Origin of the sequence: Kitasatospora sp. NPDC056273, from assembly GCF_042268845.1 — a bacterium.
Taxonomy (GTDB): domain Bacteria; phylum Actinomycetota; class Actinomycetes; order Streptomycetales; family Streptomycetaceae; genus Kitasatospora.
The window spans coordinates 19,759-36,727 of sequence record NZ_JBHJSJ010000001.1; the positions used below are offsets into that span (position 1 = coordinate 19,759).

At 74.5% G+C, this 16,969-nt stretch carries 15 protein-coding genes; 6 read left to right on the forward strand and 9 right to left on the reverse strand.

Translation table 11 applies throughout. The annotated features are described in order from the left end of the window. Window positions 1-47 precede the first annotated feature (47 nt). A complete protein-coding gene (locus ACFCY1_RS00080) occupies window positions 48-1,025 on the forward strand; it encodes a pentalenene synthase (protein WP_375872921.1) in 978 nt (325 codons plus the stop codon). A 73-nt stretch (window positions 1,026-1,098) separates the two neighbouring features. Continuing rightward, window positions 1,099-2,298 carry a cytochrome P450 gene (locus tag ACFCY1_RS00085; RefSeq protein WP_375872922.1) on the forward strand — a complete coding sequence of 400 codons (1,200 nt, stop codon included), beginning with the start codon at window positions 1,099-1,101 and terminating at the stop codon, window positions 2,296-2,298. Window positions 2,299-2,347: 49 nt separating this feature from the next. Here the strand turns inward: ACFCY1_RS00085 and ACFCY1_RS00090 are convergent, their stop codons facing one another. The 4 genes from ACFCY1_RS00090 to ACFCY1_RS00105 all read right to left on the reverse strand — a co-directional run bounded on the left by ACFCY1_RS00090 (window position 2,348) and on the right by ACFCY1_RS00105 (window position 6,297). Further along, on the reverse strand, window positions 2,348-3,634 hold the full coding sequence (locus ACFCY1_RS00090; RefSeq protein WP_375872923.1) for an MFS transporter: 1,287 nt from the start codon (window positions 3,632-3,634) through the stop codon (window positions 2,348-2,350). An 86-nt stretch (window positions 3,635-3,720) separates the two neighbouring features. Beyond that, the gene (locus ACFCY1_RS00095; RefSeq protein ID WP_375872924.1) at window positions 3,721-4,314 is read right to left on the reverse strand and encodes an ArsR/SmtB family transcription factor; all 594 of its coding nucleotides are present in this window, start codon (window positions 4,312-4,314) and stop codon (window positions 3,721-3,723) included. A gap of 156 nt (window positions 4,315-4,470) precedes the next feature. After that, window positions 4,471-5,142: a hypothetical protein gene (locus tag ACFCY1_RS00100; protein ID WP_375872925.1), complete on the reverse strand. Its 672-nt coding sequence runs from the start codon at window positions 5,140-5,142 to the stop codon at window positions 4,471-4,473. Window positions 5,143-5,385: 243 nt separating this feature from the next. Next, complete coding sequence (locus ACFCY1_RS00105; protein ID WP_375872926.1) at window positions 5,386-6,297, reverse strand: S41 family peptidase; 912 nt, start codon at window positions 6,295-6,297, stop codon at window positions 5,386-5,388. A gap of 58 nt (window positions 6,298-6,355) precedes the next feature. On the opposite strand from ACFCY1_RS00105, the gene ACFCY1_RS00110 reads away from it, so the two are divergent. Continuing rightward, a complete protein-coding gene (locus tag ACFCY1_RS00110) occupies window positions 6,356-6,862 on the forward strand; it encodes a winged helix-turn-helix domain-containing protein (RefSeq protein ID WP_049652949.1) in 507 nt (168 codons plus the stop codon). A 51-nt stretch (window positions 6,863-6,913) separates the two neighbouring features. On the opposite strand, the gene ACFCY1_RS00115 is transcribed toward ACFCY1_RS00110, so the two are convergent. The 3 genes from ACFCY1_RS00115 to ACFCY1_RS00125 form a co-directional block, all read right to left on the reverse strand. Continuing rightward, window positions 6,914-7,804, reverse strand: coding sequence for a transglutaminase family protein (locus tag ACFCY1_RS00115; protein ID WP_074002884.1), 891 nt, complete (start codon window positions 7,802-7,804; stop codon window positions 6,914-6,916). Between the two features lie 173 nt (window positions 7,805-7,977). Further along, the gene (locus ACFCY1_RS00120) at window positions 7,978-10,869 is read right to left on the reverse strand and encodes a poly(A) polymerase (protein ID WP_375872927.1); all 2,892 of its coding nucleotides are present in this window, start codon (window positions 10,867-10,869) and stop codon (window positions 7,978-7,980) included. Further along, window positions 10,869-12,665 carry an RNA ligase family protein gene (locus ACFCY1_RS00125; protein ID WP_375872928.1) on the reverse strand — a complete coding sequence of 599 codons (1,797 nt, stop codon included), beginning with the start codon at window positions 12,663-12,665 and terminating at the stop codon, window positions 10,869-10,871. Before ACFCY1_RS00125 ends, ACFCY1_RS00120 begins: the two co-directional genes overlap by 1 nt. A gap of 198 nt (window positions 12,666-12,863) precedes the next feature. Here ACFCY1_RS00125 and ACFCY1_RS00130 point away from each other — a divergent pair, with 198 nt between their 5' ends. Next, a complete protein-coding gene (locus ACFCY1_RS00130; RefSeq protein WP_375872929.1) occupies window positions 12,864-13,649 on the forward strand; it encodes a class I SAM-dependent methyltransferase in 786 nt (261 codons plus the stop codon). Between the two features lie 107 nt (window positions 13,650-13,756). Continuing rightward, on the forward strand, window positions 13,757-14,272 hold the full coding sequence (locus ACFCY1_RS00135; RefSeq protein WP_375872930.1) for a hypothetical protein: 516 nt from the start codon (window positions 13,757-13,759) through the stop codon (window positions 14,270-14,272). 23 nt (window positions 14,273-14,295) lie between these two features. Here the strand turns inward: ACFCY1_RS00135 and ACFCY1_RS00140 are convergent, their stop codons facing one another. Further along, window positions 14,296-15,321, reverse strand: a complete 1,026-nt coding sequence (locus ACFCY1_RS00140) for a DUF5937 family protein (protein ID WP_375872931.1) — start codon at window positions 15,319-15,321, stop codon at window positions 14,296-14,298. Window positions 15,322-15,591: 270 nt separating this feature from the next. Between ACFCY1_RS00140 and ACFCY1_RS00145 the strand changes: the two genes are divergently transcribed. After that, window positions 15,592-16,308: a flavodoxin family protein gene (locus ACFCY1_RS00145; RefSeq protein WP_375872932.1), complete on the forward strand. Its 717-nt coding sequence runs from the start codon at window positions 15,592-15,594 to the stop codon at window positions 16,306-16,308. A gap of 41 nt (window positions 16,309-16,349) precedes the next feature. On the opposite strand, the gene folE is transcribed toward ACFCY1_RS00145, so the two are convergent. Continuing rightward, window positions 16,350-16,946, reverse strand: a complete 597-nt coding sequence (gene folE / locus ACFCY1_RS00150) for a GTP cyclohydrolase I (RefSeq protein WP_375872933.1) — start codon at window positions 16,944-16,946, stop codon at window positions 16,350-16,352. Window positions 16,947-16,969: the final 23 nt, after the last annotated feature.

The following is a 16,969-nucleotide window of genomic DNA, read 5'->3' on the forward strand; positions in this document are numbered from 1 at the left end:
CTGGCCCGGCCCCGTTCCTGTTCCCGTTCCCGGAGGTGCACCTCACCATGACAGCCACGGCGGAGACCCTCTCCCCGGGCCCGCAGGCCCCGGCCCCCGACCCGCTGCCCTTCCCGAGCCGGACCAGCCCGGACTTCCGGGCCGCCCACGACCGCCACCTCGACTGGCCGCGGTCCTTCGGCTTCCTGGCCACGGACGCGGAGCGGGACCACCACCTCAAGGGCCAGTTCCCGCTGATCGCGGCCATGTTCTACCCGAACGCGACCGGGGCCGAACTGGACATCGGCGTCGACCAGCAGAGCTGGTACTTCCTGTTCGACGACGCGCTCGACGAACAGTGGGGCGGCACGCCCGAGCGGGTCCGCCACCTCGTCGGACTCGTCCGGGAGGGCGTCACCGGGCAGGCGTCCCCGCTGCCGCTGGCCGCCGCCTTCGCCGACATGCGGAGGCGCAGCTGCTACGGCATGCCCGAGGACTGGATCCGGCGCTCGGCGGCCCACTGGTCCTCGTACCTCGACCACCACGTCCACGAGGCGCGCAGCCGGCAGTCCGGTGCGCCCATGCCGTTGAGCACCTACCTGCGGGTCCGGCGCCACACCATCGGGGTGGCACCGGTCGTCGACCTCGCCGAGCGGCTGTCCTCCTGCGTCCTGCCCGACCACCTGTACGCGCTGCCGCACCTGTCCGTCATGCGCGAGATGACGAAGACCTTCATCATCTGCGACAACGACATCGTCTCCCTGGAGAAGGACGCGGCCCAGGGGGAGCGGAACAACCTGGTGCTCTGCCTGGAACGGGAGCACGGGCTCTCCCGGGCGGAGGCGCTCGACCGGGCCCTGCGCCGCCGCGCCGAAGCCCTGGAACTGTTCACCGGCGCCCACCGGGCCCTGCTCGCCGGCACGGCGGCGGACCACCTCACCCCGGCCGAACGCGACCTGCTGCGGCGCTACTGCACCGAGGCGCTGCAGACCACCATCCGCGGCGCCCACGACTGGCACCACGCCTCCACCCGGTACCACGGCTAGTCCGACGCCTCCCCTTCCCCTTCCCTGTCGCGCGACCGCGCCCCCGGACCGATCCCACCGAGGAGCCCGCACCATGCCCGATCACCGCTCGGCGTCCTTCGTCGCCTCCGAACGGGACCGGACCTGCCCGTTCGACCCGTCGCCGGACCTCCGCCGGATGCGCGAGGAGGGCGGCCTGCCGCGGCTGCGCGTGACCCATCCGGTGCGCGGCGAGATCGACGCCGTCGTCATCACCCGGTACGGCGACGTCCGGGCCGCCTTCGCGGAGGAGCGACTGGTGACGGGCAACGGCATCGACCCGGCACTGCCGCGCACCCTGTTCAACCACCCGGGCTTCCTGCCCGCGTACAGCGGCCCGGAGCACGCCCGGCTGCGCCGGATGCTCACCGGCAGCTTCACCGTCCGTCAGGTCGACCGGCTGCGGCCCGCGATCGAGGCGATCGTCGCCGAGCACCTCGACGCCATGGCGGAGCAGGGGCCGGTCGTCGACCTGGTCGAGGCCTTCGCCCTGCCGATCCCCTCGGCGGCGATCTGCGAACTGCTCGACGTCCCGTACGGGACCAGGACGATGTTCCAGCGCTGCTCCCAGGTGATCATGGACGGGACTGCCGACGCCGGCCAACTGGTCGCCGCTTCCGACGAGTTGAACGCCGCCATGGCGGACATCGTCGCCCGCAACCGGGCTGCCCCCGGGGGCGGCGTACTGGGCGCGGTGGTGCGGCAGCACGGCGCGGAGCTCACCGACGCGGAGCTCGTCGGCTTCGGCACCACCCTCCTGGTCGGGGGCCACGAGACCACCGCGACCCAGCTCGCCCTGAGCGTGCTGGCGCTGCTCCGCCACCCCGACCAGCTCGCCGCCCTGCGCGACGACCCCGCGGTCACCGGCACGGCGGTGGAGGAACTGCTGCGCCATCTCGCCATCCCCGCACCGCTCCTGCGCACCGCCGTGGCCGACGTCGAGGTCAACGGCCACCGGATCGCGGAGGGCGAGCACGTCCTGCTCTCCCCGCTGACCGCGAACCGCGACCCCGAGCTCGTCCCCGAACGACCGGACGACCTCGACCTGCGCCGCCGTCCGGTCGCCCAGCTGGCCTTCGGCTTCGGCGCCCACCAGTGCCTCGGCCAGCAGCTGGCCCGGCTGGAACTGAAGGTGGCCCTGCCGGCCCTGCTGCGGCGCTTCCCGACCCTGCGCCTCGCCGTTCCCGAGGCCGGGCTCCGCTTCCGCGAGGGGTCGACGGTCTACGGCGTCGAGGCGCTCCCGGTCACCTGGTGACGGGTCGGCGGGGTCTGCCGGGCCGGTGTCCGCGCCCGGTGCTGGGGGCTCAGCGGGAGGCCGCGCGGGGGAGTTCCGCGCGGCGGACGGCGGGGGAGGCGAGGGCGAGGGCGGCGCCGAGGCAGGAGAGGGCGCCGCAGCCGACGAAGACCGGGGCGGTGCCCCAGACGCCGATGGCGGCGCCGACCACCGGGTAGCTGAGCGGGGCGAGGCCGACCATGGTGAGCATCACGACGGAGGTGACCCGGCCCAGGTAGGCGGGGTCGGCGGTGGTCTGGATCAGGGTGCCGTCCAGGCTGCCGAAGACGCCCGCGCCCAGGCCGGTCAGGGCTGCCAGGACGGCGGCGGTCCACAGCTGCGGCACCAGCGCCATGGCCGCCGCGCCGGTGCTGCCCGCCAGCAGGGTGACGGCCATGGTCAGACCGGCCCGGGGAATCCGCCCGACGACGGCGAGCAGCGCGGCACTCGCGGCGGCCCCGGCGCCGAAGCAGCCGACGATCCAGCCGTAGCCGGACGGACCCCAGCCGCGTTCGGCGTTGAGGAGGACCAGGCCGACGTTGAGGGTGCCGGTGAGGCCGAGTTCGCAGACGGCCCCGACGGCGACCAGCGGTCCGATCAGCGGGTGGCGGCGGATGTAGCGCAGCCCGTCGAGGAGTTCGGCGCGCGCGGTGCCGGGCCGGGGCGGGGTGTCGGCCCCGGACGGGGCGTCACCCGGAGGGGCTTCGAGCGGACTGATCCGGACAGAGAGCAGGAGCGGCAGGGAGAGCGCGAAGAGCAGCCCGGCGACGGCGAAGGCGGCGGCCGGGCCGCCCAGGCCCATGGCCAGGCCGCCGAGCGGCGGTCCGGCGATCTGGCCGAGGCGCACCGCGAGCGAGCGCAGGCCGGTGACCCGGGCCAGCTGGTCGGGGCTGGTGATCCGGGGCGGGAGGGCACCGACGGCGGGGACGAACAGGGCGTCCACGGCGCCGAAGACGAGCGCCACCGCGACCAGCAGCCAGAGCGCGGGCGTGGTCAGCGCGATGGCGGCGGCCACCGAGAGGATGAGCAGACAGCGCACGGCGTCGCTGCCCAGCACCACCCGGCGGGGGTCGAGCCGGTCGGCCAGGACGCCGCCGCCGAGCATGAGCAGGGCGCGTGGGGCGGCGCCGGCGGCCATGACCAGGCCGACCTCGGCGGGGCCGGCGGACCGCTGGGCGGACCAGCCGAGGGCGGCGAAGTACACGCTGTCGCCGATCAGCGAGGCGGTGTAGGCGGTGAGCCAGCGCAGCACGTTGCCGTCGCGGTGGGCGGGCGGCGCGGCGGCCCGGCGGGAGAGGGGCGGTTCCGTGAGGACCATGGGGCGGACTCCGGAGGTCGGGACACGGCGGCGCCGGCGGCCGGGGACCGGCCTGCGCCGGTGCTCGGGGCCGGCCTGTGCCGGCGTCAGGAGCGGAAGGGGAACCCGTACAGGTGGACGGACACGTGCTCACGGCCCGCGGTGTCCCCGGCGGCCTTGGCGGCGTTGCCGCGCTCCCGCCATCGTCGGGCGAGGGCCTGCAACTCCTCGCCCAGCTCGGCGAGTTCGGCGGGCTTGAGGTCGAGCAGCCACTCGGAGCTGAAGGCCGCGTCGGTCCACTCCCCGCCCCAGGCGGCGGTCTGGTCGAGGTAGGCGCGGTACTGGGCGACCCGGGAGTCGACCAGGCCCCTGGTCACGGTACTGACGGCGGCCGCGCCCTCGGGCGTGCCGGCGAGGTCGGACTCCCGGAAGCCCCAGCCCTCCTCGGAGGCGACCTGCCACCACCGCTCCCGCCCGTCGGTGCTCCGGCCGCTCGCCTCGGTGACGAAGCCCTGCTCGGCGAGCTTGCGCAGGTGGTAGCTGACCAGCGACGGAGCCTGGTCGACCTGCTCGGCGAGCTGCGAGGCGGTCGCGCTCCCGGCGGCGAAGAGCAGGCGGTAGAGCTGCATCCGCAGCGGGTTGGTGAACGCCTTCAGACGGGACAGGTCGGTGATCCGGTCGGGCCGGGGCTTCTCGGGCATGCGTCGACGATAGATCTGAAGGAAAAATTGCGCAATAAATATTTCAGATATCCGCGTCGGGCACGAGACGGCTGCGGCTGTCAGTGATGGGCGTCAACGGTCCTGTACCCGCCTGCCGTTTTCGAAGCCGGTTCCGACGGGCGAGCCCCGATCGGGTCAGGAGTCCTGGACGAGCAGCCTGCCCTGGGCGCCGTCCTCGGACACGAAGGCGAACAACCTCGGCGACGAGCCGAGGTTGAGGTGGAAAGGCACCCAGTTCGAGTCCAGCTGCAGCAGCAGCCGCCAAGGGCCGCCCTCCGGCCACTCGTCGCCCTGGAAGAACAGCGGTGTTCCGCCGATCTTGTCGCCGTCCATCAGCTCGATGCAGCGGTCCCGGTCGGCGGAGGGCAGGGAGTCGAGTTCCTCGTCCGTCATGGAATCGGGCTCGTCGGCGGGGCGGAGGTCGACGGTGAACTCCACCTCCGACCCGTCGACTCCGTACAGCCCGGGGCCGGTCCGCAGCGGGCGCACCGGGCCGGCATGGCCGCCGCCCGGCTGCACGATCACCGCGTTCTCGCCGCCGTCGGGGTCGATGATGTCGGGGTCGAAGAAGTGCTCCTCGTGATCGGCGTGGGTGACGAACACGTAGGCGACCTTTCCGTCGCCGGCCGCTCCGATCACCGGGCCCAGCTCGATCTGGCCGGCGAAGCGCATCGGCCGGTCCCACGCCGCGCTGATCGGCCACTGCGGGCCTGCCAGCCACACGGGCTGGCCGCCGAACTTGGTGGTCGGCGTGGAGATCGGCCGGCCGGTCGCGGAGAAACCCTTGATGCGCTGTGTTCTCACCATGCCGGGCATCATGCCAAGTGACAGCGACATCACTGCCGCAGGTTGCCTGGACCGCGACCGGGGGCCGTCGCCCGGGTCCCGGTGCTCACCGGCCGGGTGCCCGGCGGCCTGGTCCAGGCCCTGCTGAGCATCAACCGCGAGCCCGTCAGGTGAACGGGGCCGCGGTCATCGGGGCCCCGGACTCCTTCGCCGTCTCGACCATGCCCCGGCGTCGTCCCGCAGAGGCGAGTCCGAGGACAGGCCCTACGCCAGGCGCGCCGCGGCCAGGGACAGGGCGCGGTCGAGTGCCGTGTCGGCGTCGCAGGGGACGTCGGGCTGGACGCCGACGCCCTCCCAGTTGGTGCCCGAGACCGGGTTGACCGCGCGGGCGAAGGGCACGCTGAGCTCCAGGTGCGGGTGCACCGTAAAGCCCTCGCGCGGGTGGGCGCCGCCGCGGGTGACCTCCCCGACGACCTCGGCGCGGCCGAGCTGCTGCAGGTCGTAGGCGAGCTCCTCGCCCCCGGAGAAGGTGTCCGCGCTCGTCAGCACGTAGATCGGCTTGGTGCCGCCGAAGCGGGCGCCGGGGACGAACGGGGGCGTCCAGGACTGCGCGCCCACCTCGTCCTTCCGCGAGAACATGGTGTTCAGGTGGGTGCGGCCGTCGAGCAGGTAGGCGCAGACGAAGGCGACCGTGTTCGGGTCGCCACCGGTGTTGCGGCGCAGGTCCAGGATGAGGGCGCGGGCGGGGGCCACCAGGGAGAGCGCCGCGGTCAGCGGCGGTGCCGCCCAGTCCAGCGGGAACAGCTTGGGTCCGATCTCCAGGACCGCGACGCCGTGGTCGAGGAGTTCCACGCGGGGAACGCCGTTCAGGAAGGTGTCGAACTCCCTTCGAACCATGGCGAGTACCGCCGCACCCGGCTCCGGCGGCACCGCCACGGCGTGGTACTTGAGGCCCAGGTGCAGGTCGCCGTTGACGGACCGCAGGTCCGCGGTGACCGCTTCGGACAGCTCCTCGGCGGATTCGGTCCGGTAGGCGCCCTCGGCGCTCCGGCGCCTCAGCAGGTCCGCCAGCTGCCCGGCGACGTCGGGGAAGACGTAGTTCTCACGGACCAGGTCGGCTATCGACTCGACGAGGGTGACGGTGTCCAGGGCGGACGGCGTTGTGGTGGAGGTCATGGAGAGGCAGTAGACCAGCGACTTGCCAAAGCGTCAACCGTACTTAACGCTTGATCAGATGAGTCACCGACCGGACGAGACCGTCCAGCAGATCAGCGCGCCGCTGCAGCACGCCGCGCTCGCCCACCCCCTGCGCCAACGCCTGCTCTTCGCCCTGAGCAGCCGTCCGTCGACGATCAGCCGGCTCGCCGCGCAGCTCGGGGCGAACAAGGGCAGCGTCTCGCACCACCTCAGGGTGCTGGGCGAGGCGGGGCTGGTCCAGGACGCGGGAACGCGACGGGTGCGCGGCGGCACCGAGAAGTACTACCGGCGGACCGCCGATCGCTTCTTCGTCGCCGAGCCGCAGGTCGAGGGCACGGCCGCGCTGTTCGGTGCCGTCGCCCAGGAGTTGGACCGCTCGCCCGTCGACCACCTCCTGGCGCTGCGCCACCTCCGACTCAGCCCGGCCAAGGCGGCGAGGCTCGTCGAGGCGCTGGCCGGACTGGTCGACGAGACGGAGGAGGACGCGGAGGGCGAGCCCGTGTACGGCCTCCTGGTGACGCTCTACCAGCAGGCCGGGGCGTAGGGGCGGGCTGCTCCGCCAGGAGGGGGCGAGGGGGCGAGGGGGCCGGGGGCGTCAGCGCAGGGTGACCTCGCGGGGGCCGTTGAAGGGGGCCAGGGACAGGACGGTCTTCGGGGTGCGCAGCGCGTCGTGCTCGGAGAAGAGCCGGCGGACGGCGGGGAGGTCGACCGGGCCGACGGTCAGGTGGGCGACCTCGTCGTACGGGGCGTGGGGGGTGTTGGTGGAGCCGGTGCCCCAGGTGTCCCAGAGGAGGGTCTCGACCTTGTTCAGGGCCGCGAGGTCGAGCCGGGTGGAGTGGGCGACGAACCACTCGCCGTTGAGCGGGCCCTCCTCGGGCGGGTGGACGCCGAAGGAGCCGGCGGTGGACCGGTCGGCGCGGATCGTGCGCCAGGCCCGGCCGGCGACCAGGAAGCGGTCGCGCGGGACGTCCATCGGGTCGAAGTCCACCCGCCAGGCGGCGGCGACCTTCGGGTCGGCCAGCTGCGGGTCGGCGAGCAGCCAGCCGCGCCGGTCGTCCCAGTACTCGGTGGCCACGTGGTCGCAGTGGAAGCCGTCCGGGCCGAGGTAGCCGGCGAAGCCGCAGCGCAACCGGGCCGGCACGCCGACGTGGCGGAGGAAGGAGCAGAGCAGCAGCGCCAGGTCCCGGCAGACGCCGACGAAGCGGTCGGCGGGCGCGCGCGGGTGGTTGAGCGGGGCCGGGTCGCGGTCGGTGATCAGGTGCAGGATGTCGTCGAGGTAGCGGGTCTCGGCGTCGTGGTGGAGCCGGTTCGCCGGAATGGGGTGGTGGAACAGCCAGCCTTCGAGGCGGTGGATGATCAGGTCGCGGGCGATCCGGGCGAGGCGGCGCGGATCCTTGGGGAGGTCGGCGTAGCGGGGGAGGTGGGCGCCGGGGTCGGAGAAGGTGCTCTGCCCGAGGTAGAAGGCGGGGAAGTCGGCGGAGGGCACGGGGAACTCCCATGGGGCTTCGGCCGCATGATCGATGACTGGGCCGCTGGTCCTCACCGTGGCAAATTTCGGGGGCGATTGTCCAGAAGAGACCGATGGGCAGGGGTGGTTCGGCCCATCGGGGTGGTCGGGTCGGTCCAGCAGGTGGGGATGGTCCAGGCGGGAGGGGCGGTTCAGCGGGTCGGGGTGGGAGCGCCGCCGCCGTCGACGTGCTCGACCCGGACGCCGGGCAGGGCCCGGGACCAGGCCTTGGCGAGCGGGGCGAGCCGGGCGGCGGAGAGCGGGGCGGGGCCGAGGCCGATCGGGAGGTGGAAGCGGCCGTCGGCGGTCCGGTACGGGTGGGGCCAGGCGTGCAGCCGGGTGGCTCCGGCGTCTTCCAGGGCGGCCAGCAGGGCGCGGACGCGGCCCCGGGCGAGGCCGAGCGACTCCTCGTCGGCGCTGACCACGGCCCAGGCGGCGTGCCGGCGGTGCAGCGGGGGAGCGGCGAGCAGGGCGGGCCACGGGGGTTCGGCGGCACCGGGCCTCTCGGGCCTCTCGGGTGCCTCGGGCGCGTTGGGAGCCTTGGAGGAGTCGGCGGCCTCGGTGGTGAGTTCCCAGGCGCGGTAGAGCTCCTCGGTGAGCAGGTCGCGGGTGTCGGCGCTGACCTGGGTGGTGCAGCTGCGGACCGGGGCGGAGGGGGTGAGGACGGTGAGCGGGCCGGAGGCGGGCGGCGTCGGACCACCTGTGAGGGCGACGGGCCGGCGCCAGTCCCAGCCCGCCCAGGTCTCGGTGAAGCGCTGGAAGAGGTCGCCCTCGGGGCCGTCGGGCGCCTCCAGGACCGTTCGGGCGGCCAGCACCGACCAGGCGAGCGAGGGCAGTTGGCCGAAGGGTGCGGAGTCCAGGCCGCGCGCCCGCGCCCATGCCTTGACCTGGCGGGCCAGCCGGACGAAGCGGGCGTGGCGGTCGCCGAGCGCCGCTAGGACCGCCTCGGCGTCCGTCACGGCGCTCAGCGCGACGGCCTCCGCCTCGCCCAACTCCGCACGGCGGTCTACGGCTTGGGCCGGATCGAGGGCGCCGGTGAAGACCACCACGAGGTCGACCGACAGGCCGTCGGCGGTCAGCCGGAGCCCCGGCACCCGGGCACCGCGCACCTCGCGCAGCCGCCGGGCCTCCGGCAGCGCGGCCGCCACTCGGGCGCGGACGGCGGGCAGATCGGCGGCGCCGGGCAGCGCCACCACCAGGTCCAGGTCGCCTCCGTCCAACTGGCAGCCGAGCCGTCGGGAGCCGACGGTGTGCACCACGCCCTCGGGCAGGGCCGCCGCGATCCGGCTGGCCAACTCCATTGCTGCCAAGGCGTGTTCGGGCGGCTCCGGGGCCGGTGAGGCGAGCGGCTGCTCGGGCACCGGCCGAACCTCGCCGGTCCCCAGCGAGACCACGGCGCGCGGCCGCATCGGCTCGGCGCCCCGGCGGGAGAGCACCACCAGCTCGCCGACCCGGGCCGAGGCCCCGGTCAGCCGGGCCGCGCAGTCGGCGGCCACCCGCTGCGGGTCGGCGCTGCGCCCGAGGCTCAGGTGCGGGGTGAAGCCCTCCGCCCGGCCGCGGCAGCGCGGGAAGCGCCGTTCCAGCGCGTGCCGCAGCGCCGACCAGGGCGCGGCGGAGGCGGCGGCCGGGTCCAGCCAGACGGTGGCGTCCTCGCGGTGCCCGAAGGTGTGCACGCCCTCCAGCCGGGCGGTGAACGGCGCCACCTCGGCGGCGGCCGCGCCCAGCAGCGGCAGGGCGCGGTCGAACTCGGCCTCCGGGACGAAGCCGAACAGCAGGTTGACGTGCGGGGGCCAGCGGCGCACCTGCGGGTCGTACGCCTCGCGCAGGCGCTGGATCGGCGGCCAGAGCTCCTCGGGCGGCAGCCAGGCGACGGCGGTGCGGGCGGTGGGCGCGGCGTCGAGGACCATGGCGCCGTCGGTGTCGCCGCTTTCGAGGAGGAGATCGACGGCCACGCCGTAGTGGTCGGAGGGCAGGAGCCCGTCCTCGTCCGGGCGGTCGCCGAGCAGGACGGCCGCGGTGGCGCGGGTGCCGTCGGCGCGGTGCAGGACGCGGTCCAGCCGGCCCGGTCGGCCGGTCAGCGAGGAGACCGCGGCGAGCGGGTTGGCCGTCGGGTCGAAGGTGGGGGTGTCGTCGCCCGGCCCGTGCACCTCGGCCCAGGCGTCCCGCAGGCCGAGCGCGGCGGCCGGGCCGGCCGGGCCGGAGCGGCCGTCGTTGAAGTCCCCGAGCAGCAGCAGCTCGCCCTCCACGCCCGCCAATCCCTCGGCGAGCCGGGCGAGTTCGGAGCGGCGGCGGTCGGCGCCGTCCGGGGAGTGGTCGCTGCTGAGGTGGACTGCGGCGACGGTCAGCGGAGCGCCGGAGGCCCGTACCGCGAGGGCGGTGACGGCCTTGTGCGGGCCCAGCGCGTGCCGCCCGGCCGCCAGCACCGGCAGCCGGCTGAGCAGCAGCAGGCCGTGGTCGTCGACCTCCGGCCCGAGCGGGTCGGCGCCGAGGGTGTACCCGGCGCGGACCCAGGGCGCCGTCAGCAGCAGGGCGATCAGCTGCGGCTCGACCTCCTGGAGGGCGATGACGTCGGCGTCGGCGGCCGCCAGCGCGGCGAGCAGCAGCGGGCGGCGCCGGGCGGTGGCGATCCGCTCGGCGTCGTAGCGGTCCCACAGGGTGTTCCAGGTGACCACGCGCAGGCCGGTGGCCGTGGCGGCGGTCCCGGCGGTCTCGCCGGTCCGGGCCGGCCGCCAGCCGCCGTCCGGGTGCCAGGCGTACGGGGTGGTCGCGGTGAAGAAGGGCGCGGGCAGGAGCGGCGGGTCGGTGCGGCGCCCGGCCTCGGTGCGGTCGAGCAGGTCCACGCCCGAGGCGCGGTCCCAGACCCGTACGCCGTCCGCCTCGACCCAGTGCACCCGGTGCCAGGGGATCTCGCCGGAGGCGGTGAAGGCCTCCAGCGGGACGCGCTCGGTGCGGTCGTCGCGGTGGCGCACGCCCAGGGAGAACCGCGCCGGGTCGAAGCGGGCGTCCCAGCGGATGCGCTGGCAGATCTGTTCGATGGGGCGCATCAGTCCTCCTGCTCGTCGAGCGTGCCCGCGGTGTCCTCCACGGTGCCACCGGGGCCGACGTACCAGGTGCGGTGCGCCTGGCCGGGGTAGGGCGGGCCGAAGCGGTGCAGCTGCGCGGTGAGCACCTGGTCGGGCACGGGGTGCGGGCGGACGGCGTTGCGGCGCAGCAGCTCCTCCTCGCCGACCACCAGGACCACCTGGGTGACCAGGGCGTCGCGGCGCTGGGCGACGGCGTGGACGTGGGAGCGCTGCTGGTGGTTGAGCGAGGTGGCGTCCCAGACGGCGGTGGCGCCGGTGGATCCCGCAGGGTCACCGGTGGATTCTCCAGGGCCGGGGGCCGGTGCGGCGGCCAGGGCGGCGTCCAGCCGGGCCAGGCCCTCGCGCAGCACATCGGCGTTGTCGCGCTGGTCGGCGCGCGAGCCTCGGGCGGCGCGCAGGTCGTCCAGGCTGATCCGGGCGGTCACGCCGCCGAGCCCGGCGGCGAAGCTGCTCTTTCCGCTGCCGGAGGGGCCGCACAGGTGGACCAGTCGGGGGAACCGGCCGTCGCGCCAGCGCCAGGTGGCCGCGACGGCCTCGTCGGCGGTGGCGATCCGGCCGAGGGCGTACGCCTCGCGGGCCTGGGCCCAGCAGCGGTCGGCGGCGTCGCGGTCCAGACCGGCCAGCGCCGTCCGCAGCTCGGCCCGCAGCCGGGCGAGCGGAGCTTCGGCGAGCAGCCCGGCGTCCTCGGCGTACAGCGCCGACCAGGCGACCTGCTCGCGCTCCGCCCGTCCGGGGGCGGCGGTCGCCGCGACGGCGTGCAGCACTCCGAGGTCGGCGGCCGCCGAGAGCCGGACCAGCCCGGCGCGGCGCTCCTCGTCCGGGTACGGGTGCTGGAGGGCGGGGTGCAGCCCGACCAGGTCGGCGACCCGTCGGGCCAGCGGCAGCCCGAGCGGCCCGGCCAGCAGCGGTGCCAGCGACTGGCGGTGGGCGGTGCGCAGCGCGGTGGCGAGCACGCCGGCCAGCCGGGCGTCCCCGCCCCGGCCCAGCTCGTCCAGCCGGGCCGACACCTCGGCCAACTCATCGGGAGAGCAGGAGAGTTCGGGTATGCCCAAGGCCGCCGCGAGGGCGGCGGGCTCGGGCAGCGCACCGGAGCGTACGGCCCAGAGCGCGGAGCCCAGGGCGAGCCCGTTCTCCACCACCGCGGCGTGCATCCAGTGGGTGTCGGTACGCACGTGCCGCGGACGGACCCACTTGGCGACCCGCTCGCCGAACTCGGCCCGGGAGAAGCCCCGGACCGTCCGCACCACGTACCCCTCCTGCCGGTCGAGGTCCAACCGCAGGGCGCGCAGGGCCCGTTCGTCGTAGCGGCCGCGCCACAGCACCCGGGGGACGGGCACGCCGAGGCGGCGCAGGAAGCGGACGGTGTCGTCCCAGTCCAGGCAGTGGTCGCCGTCGAGGTCCCCGCCGTCGGTGCCGCCCGTCCAGACCGAGAAGCCGTAGAACCAGCTCTCCAGGTCGGTGTACGGGATCGAGTGCCGGGCGAACAGGTTCTCGCCGCAGATCCGCCAGCCGTCCGGGACGCGCGGGGCGATCCGGCTCTGGAGGCCCTTCACCCAGGCGCGGGAGGGGTGGTGGGCGGAGTCCAGCGAGCGGGCGTGCAGGCCGTCGCGGTAGAGCGTGGTGTTCTCGCCGTCGAGCTTCTCGGTGACGACGACCTCGGCGCCGGCCAGCGCGGACAGGTCCCCGGTCCGTACGTCGTCCGCCGCGGTGCCCGGTGACCAGGGCAGATGCGGCGTCCGGGGGTAGTGCACACGCATGTCCGGCTCCCTGGGCGTTCTTGATCAGGCGGACACTGTAGGAGCCGCCACGGACGCCGGGCCACCGATTAAACGGGGCCTGGCGGTCGCGGAGCGGCGTGGCCGACACGCGGGCAGGAACGTCCCTGCACCCCCGCGCAGCCGCCACGGGGTGCAATGGGCGCCACCTGGCACACCGTCAACAGGGGAGGCCGACAGGTGGAGACGACGACGAGGGACGCGGACCCGGTCCGAGTCCTGGACGTGACGAGCGCCGACTACCGCCGGGCGTTCGAACTGTTCCTGGCCGGGACGGACGAGAAGCCGATCACCCACGCCCGGCTGAGCGAGATCGTGGCCACCCTGCCGCACCGCCGGGTCCTGCTCGACCTCGGCGCGGGCGACGGCCGCACCACCGCCCACCTGAGCCGCTCCTTCGACCGCACGATCGCGGTGGAACCCAGCGCCGCGATGCGCGAGAAGCTCGGGGTGGCCTGCCCCGACGCCCTCGTCCTCCCGGAACCGCTCGACCGGGTCCACCCGCCCGAGCAGGCCGACCTCGTCCACCTCTCCCACGTGCTCTACTACGTGCCCGAGGCGGACTGGTTCGGCACCGTCAGCCGCGCCCTGGACTGGACGGCACCCGGCGGCACCCTCCTGGTCGTGCTCCAGAACCCGGAGAGCCCGTGCATGCGGATGGCCGCGCACTTCACCGGCGTCCGCTACGACCTCGCCCCGCTCGCCGACCGCCTGCACGAGCGGCACCCGGAGCACGACTACGCCCTCGAAACCCTCGACCTCCACTACCGCGCGCCCGACCTCGCCGAGGCGGTGGACGTCGCCGAGTTCATGGTCAACGTCGCCGACCTGGCCACCCTCGACCCCCGCCCCTCCCGCGCGGCCCTGGCCGCCTACGTCCAGGAGCACTTCGCCCTCCCCGGCGGCGGCTACGGCATCGGCCACACCCAGGACATGCTCGTCATCCGCCGGGCCGACCGGGCCTGAGTCGCCCCCGGCCCTCGCCCCCTCCCGGCAGCCCTCGTGTGTGACGATCACTGCGGGCAGGACGACCCGCGCGGCGGGTGGCGCCGCGACACCACGGGAGACCCCGCATGGCCGACCACTATCCGTACCGCATCGCGACCAGGAGCGGGGACCTGACGGTGATCTGGCGGCCCGGCGAGGGCGACGCACCCGATGAGCTCCTCGTCGACGACCTCGGAGGACTCCTCGTCTTCCGGGACATTGAAACGCTGCGGGACCACTGTGATCGCAACGGTCGGCAGCTCGTCTGGGAGGGCGAGGGCACGCTCGACCTGGCCGCCGTACGGCGATGGGTCGAGCACCCCGAGCCCGGCCCCGACCCCGGCCCGGTGTCGGCAGGACTGCTGCTGGAGGCGTGGAACTTCTTCGAAGACCTCGCCCACAGCGTGACGGTCGGCCCGCCCCTTCCCTCCCAGGGGCCGGTCCACGACAGCGCCTACGAGAAGGTCTTCGGCGGCGACACCCTCGAACCGGCCGCCGACGAGGAAGCCCTGACGGACGAGGAGACCGCGGCCGTACGTGGACTCCTGCGAGCCGGGCTGGACCTCTGGGAGGACGCTGGGCGTCGGTCCGGCGCCGACTGATCGGTGGGGTGGTAGTGGGCCGCTCAGGGCCGTCCGGAGGGCGCGTCGAGCACCGCGATGCCCGTCGGGGTGGCGACGTGGGCGGCCGTCTGGCGGTCCCGGCGGGTGGCGATCAGGCCCGCGTTGCGCAGCGTCGTGGCGTGCTCGCTGGCGCTGGCCATGGAGATGCCGACGAGCGCGGCGAGCTGCCGGGTCGAGCAGCCCGGGTGACCGGCGATGGCGCCGAGCACCGCCGCCCGGGTGTGGCCCAGCAGGGCTCCGACGGCGCCGACCGCCGGCGGCGTCTCCCGACGGCCGCCGGACGGGATGGCCGGGAACAGCGGCGTGGCCGCGCCCTCCTGGAGCCGGGCCACCGGATAGGTGAGGACGGGCTGGGGCACCGCGTCGAGGTTGACGATCGGGGCCTCGACGGCGAACACCGACGGCTGGAGCAGCATCCCCTGCCCGGCCAGGTGCACGTCGGCGTCCAGACCGGAGACCGTCGCGATCTCCAGCACGGGCGCCTGCCAGCGGACCCGCCGCGGGTTGAGGCGCGCGAGCAGCGCCTCGACGCCGCCGCCGAGCAGCTGGCGGGACCGCACCGCCGCGTCGGCCGCCGTCAAGGCCTCGACCTCCCGCCAGTGCGGGACGAGGGCATGGCCGGCCACGTGCTCCAGGCTGTCGCACAACTGCCGCAGCAGCAGCGGGTCGTCGGGCAGCCGGCGGGCCCACGAGGGCAGGGGCTGGTGCCGGGCTGTGTTCTCCAGGCTGGCCCGTACGCGGCTGCGGGGCGTGGCACGGACCTGTTCGATCAGCTCGGCGGGCGTCGCGGCGTTCGCGCCGCTCAGGAAGTCGGTGATCCGCCCGCGCGAGGGCATGAGGGCGAGGACCATGCGCGAGGCGGGCTGCAGGGCGGACAGGGTGCGGTGGCGCCAGGCCCCGAGCCGTACCGGCTGGGTGCGCTCCTGCAGCTGCCGCGCCGCGGTGCTCAGCTCGATGCAGGGCGCCGGTCCGTCGGCGACGCGGGTCCGCGCGAGGTCCTCCATGGTGAAGTGGATGCGTAACGGCACGTCGTCGCCCTCTCCCCAAGCCCGGCCGGCGCCTCCGCCGGTGCTGCCGTCCTCCTGCGCTCGACGGCCATCCTCGTCGAGGGCGTGCGTACGGGCCAGTAGGGGGACGGGCCGGAATCGGGACCGGGCCGCCGGCCCCGAACGCTCGATCAGGTGGTGTGCGGTCAGGCGACCGGCCCAGTTCCGCGAGCGCCCACGAAGCCGGACTGGTGAGCTGTACCGGGAGTCCGCGGCCCGACCGGTCTCCTGCCGCTCCTGGAGGAGGAATCCGTGCCGGACCCGACGACGTCCTACGCCGACCTGCGCGCCCTGGTGATCAACTGCACCCTGAAGCGCTCCCCGGAGCGCAGCCACACCCAGGGCCTGATCGACGTCAGCACCGGCATCCTGGAACGCCAGGGCGTTACGGTCGACGTCCTACGGGCGGTGGACATCGACATCGCGACGGGCGTCTGGCCGGACATGACGGAACACGGCTGGGAGACCGACGAGTGGCCCGTCATCTACTCCCAGGTGATGGCCGCCGACATCCTCACCCTGGCGGGGCCGGTCTGGCTCGGCGACAACTCCTCCGTCATGAAGAAGGTCATCGAGCGGCTCTACGCCTGCTCCTCGATCCTCAACTCCGAAGGCCAGTACGCCTACTACGGCCGGGTCGGCGGCTGCCTGATCACCGGCAACGAGGACGGCGCCAAGCACTGCGCGATGAACGTCCTCTACAGCCTCCAGCACCTCGGCTACACCATCCCGCCCCAAGCCGACGCCGGCTGGGTGGGGGAGGCCGGCCCCGGCCCGTCCTACCTGGACCCCGGCTCCGGCGGTCCGGAGAACGACTTCACCAACCGCAACACCACCTTCATGACCTGGAACCAGCTCCACCTGGCCCGCATGCTCAAGGACGCCGGCGGCATCCCGGCCCACGGCAACCAGCGCTCCGAGTGGGACGCCGGCTGCCGCTTCGACTTCGAGAACCCCGAGCACCGCTGAACTCGTGCCTGGCCGACGCAGGATCCGCAGGTCAGCAGCGGCTACAGGCGGACGGGCAGTGCGAGGCGTTCGATGCGGGCGGCGAGGTCGGGGTCGCTCTCGGTGCGGCCGAGGCGGCACATGGTGGTGGTGCGTACCGCAGTGGCCTTGACGCCGCGCATGCTCATGCACAGGTGCTCGCCGGTGGTGAAGACGGCGACGTCGTCGGTGGCGGCGGCCTTGGCGAGGTCGTGGGCGACGTCGTGCGTGATGCGTTCCTGGAGCTGGAGGGCGTGGGTGTGGGCCTCCAGGTGCCGTACGAGCTTGGAAAGGCCGAGGACGGCGGTGGTCGGCACGTAGGCGATGGAGACGTCGAGGCGGAAGGGGAGCAGGTGGTGCTCGCAGACGCTCCAGGCCGCGATGTCGGTCAGCAGGACGAAGTCGCCGTACCGGCCCTCCTGGGCGAAGCTGGTGTCGAGCCTGCCGGCGTCGTGGTCGAGGAACTCGCCCCACCAGTCGGCGAACCGGCGGGGCGTGTCCTGGAGACCGTCGCGGTCGGGGTCTTCGCCGAGGGCGAGCAGCAACTCGCGGGTCAGCTCTTCGACGCGCGGGCGGTCGACCGGGCGGCGGCGCTGGGCTTGCACGGGTATGGACGTCATGGTCATCCCTTAAGGTGAGTTGA

Excerpts from the sequence above, each read along its gene's own strand:
- ACFCY1_RS00080 (WP_375872921.1), top strand. The coding sequence starts at position 48 with ATGACAGCCACGGCGGAGACCCTCTCCCCGGGCCCGCAGGCCCCGGCC.
- ACFCY1_RS00085 (WP_375872922.1), top strand. The coding sequence starts at position 1,099 with ATGCCCGATCACCGCTCGGCGTCCTTCGTCGCCTCCGAACGGGACCGG.
- ACFCY1_RS00090 (WP_375872923.1), bottom strand. The coding sequence starts at position 3,634 with ATGGTCCTCACGGAACCGCCCCTCTCCCGCCGGGCCGCCGCGCCGCCC.
- ACFCY1_RS00095 (WP_375872924.1), bottom strand. The coding sequence starts at position 4,314 with ATGCCCGAGAAGCCCCGGCCCGACCGGATCACCGACCTGTCCCGTCTG.
- ACFCY1_RS00100 (WP_375872925.1), bottom strand. The coding sequence starts at position 5,142 with ATGGTGAGAACACAGCGCATCAAGGGTTTCTCCGCGACCGGCCGGCCG.
- ACFCY1_RS00105 (WP_375872926.1), bottom strand. The coding sequence starts at position 6,297 with ATGACCTCCACCACAACGCCGTCCGCCCTGGACACCGTCACCCTCGTC.
- ACFCY1_RS00110 (WP_049652949.1), top strand. The coding sequence starts at position 6,356 with ATGAGTCACCGACCGGACGAGACCGTCCAGCAGATCAGCGCGCCGCTG.
- ACFCY1_RS00120 (WP_375872927.1), bottom strand. The coding sequence starts at position 10,869 with ATGCGCCCCATCGAACAGATCTGCCAGCGCATCCGCTGGGACGCCCGC.
- ACFCY1_RS00125 (WP_375872928.1), bottom strand. The coding sequence starts at position 12,665 with ATGCGTGTGCACTACCCCCGGACGCCGCATCTGCCCTGGTCACCGGGC.
- ACFCY1_RS00135 (WP_375872930.1), top strand. The coding sequence starts at position 13,757 with ATGGCCGACCACTATCCGTACCGCATCGCGACCAGGAGCGGGGACCTG.
- folE (WP_375872933.1), bottom strand. The coding sequence starts at position 16,946 with ATGACGTCCATACCCGTGCAAGCCCAGCGCCGCCGCCCGGTCGACCGC.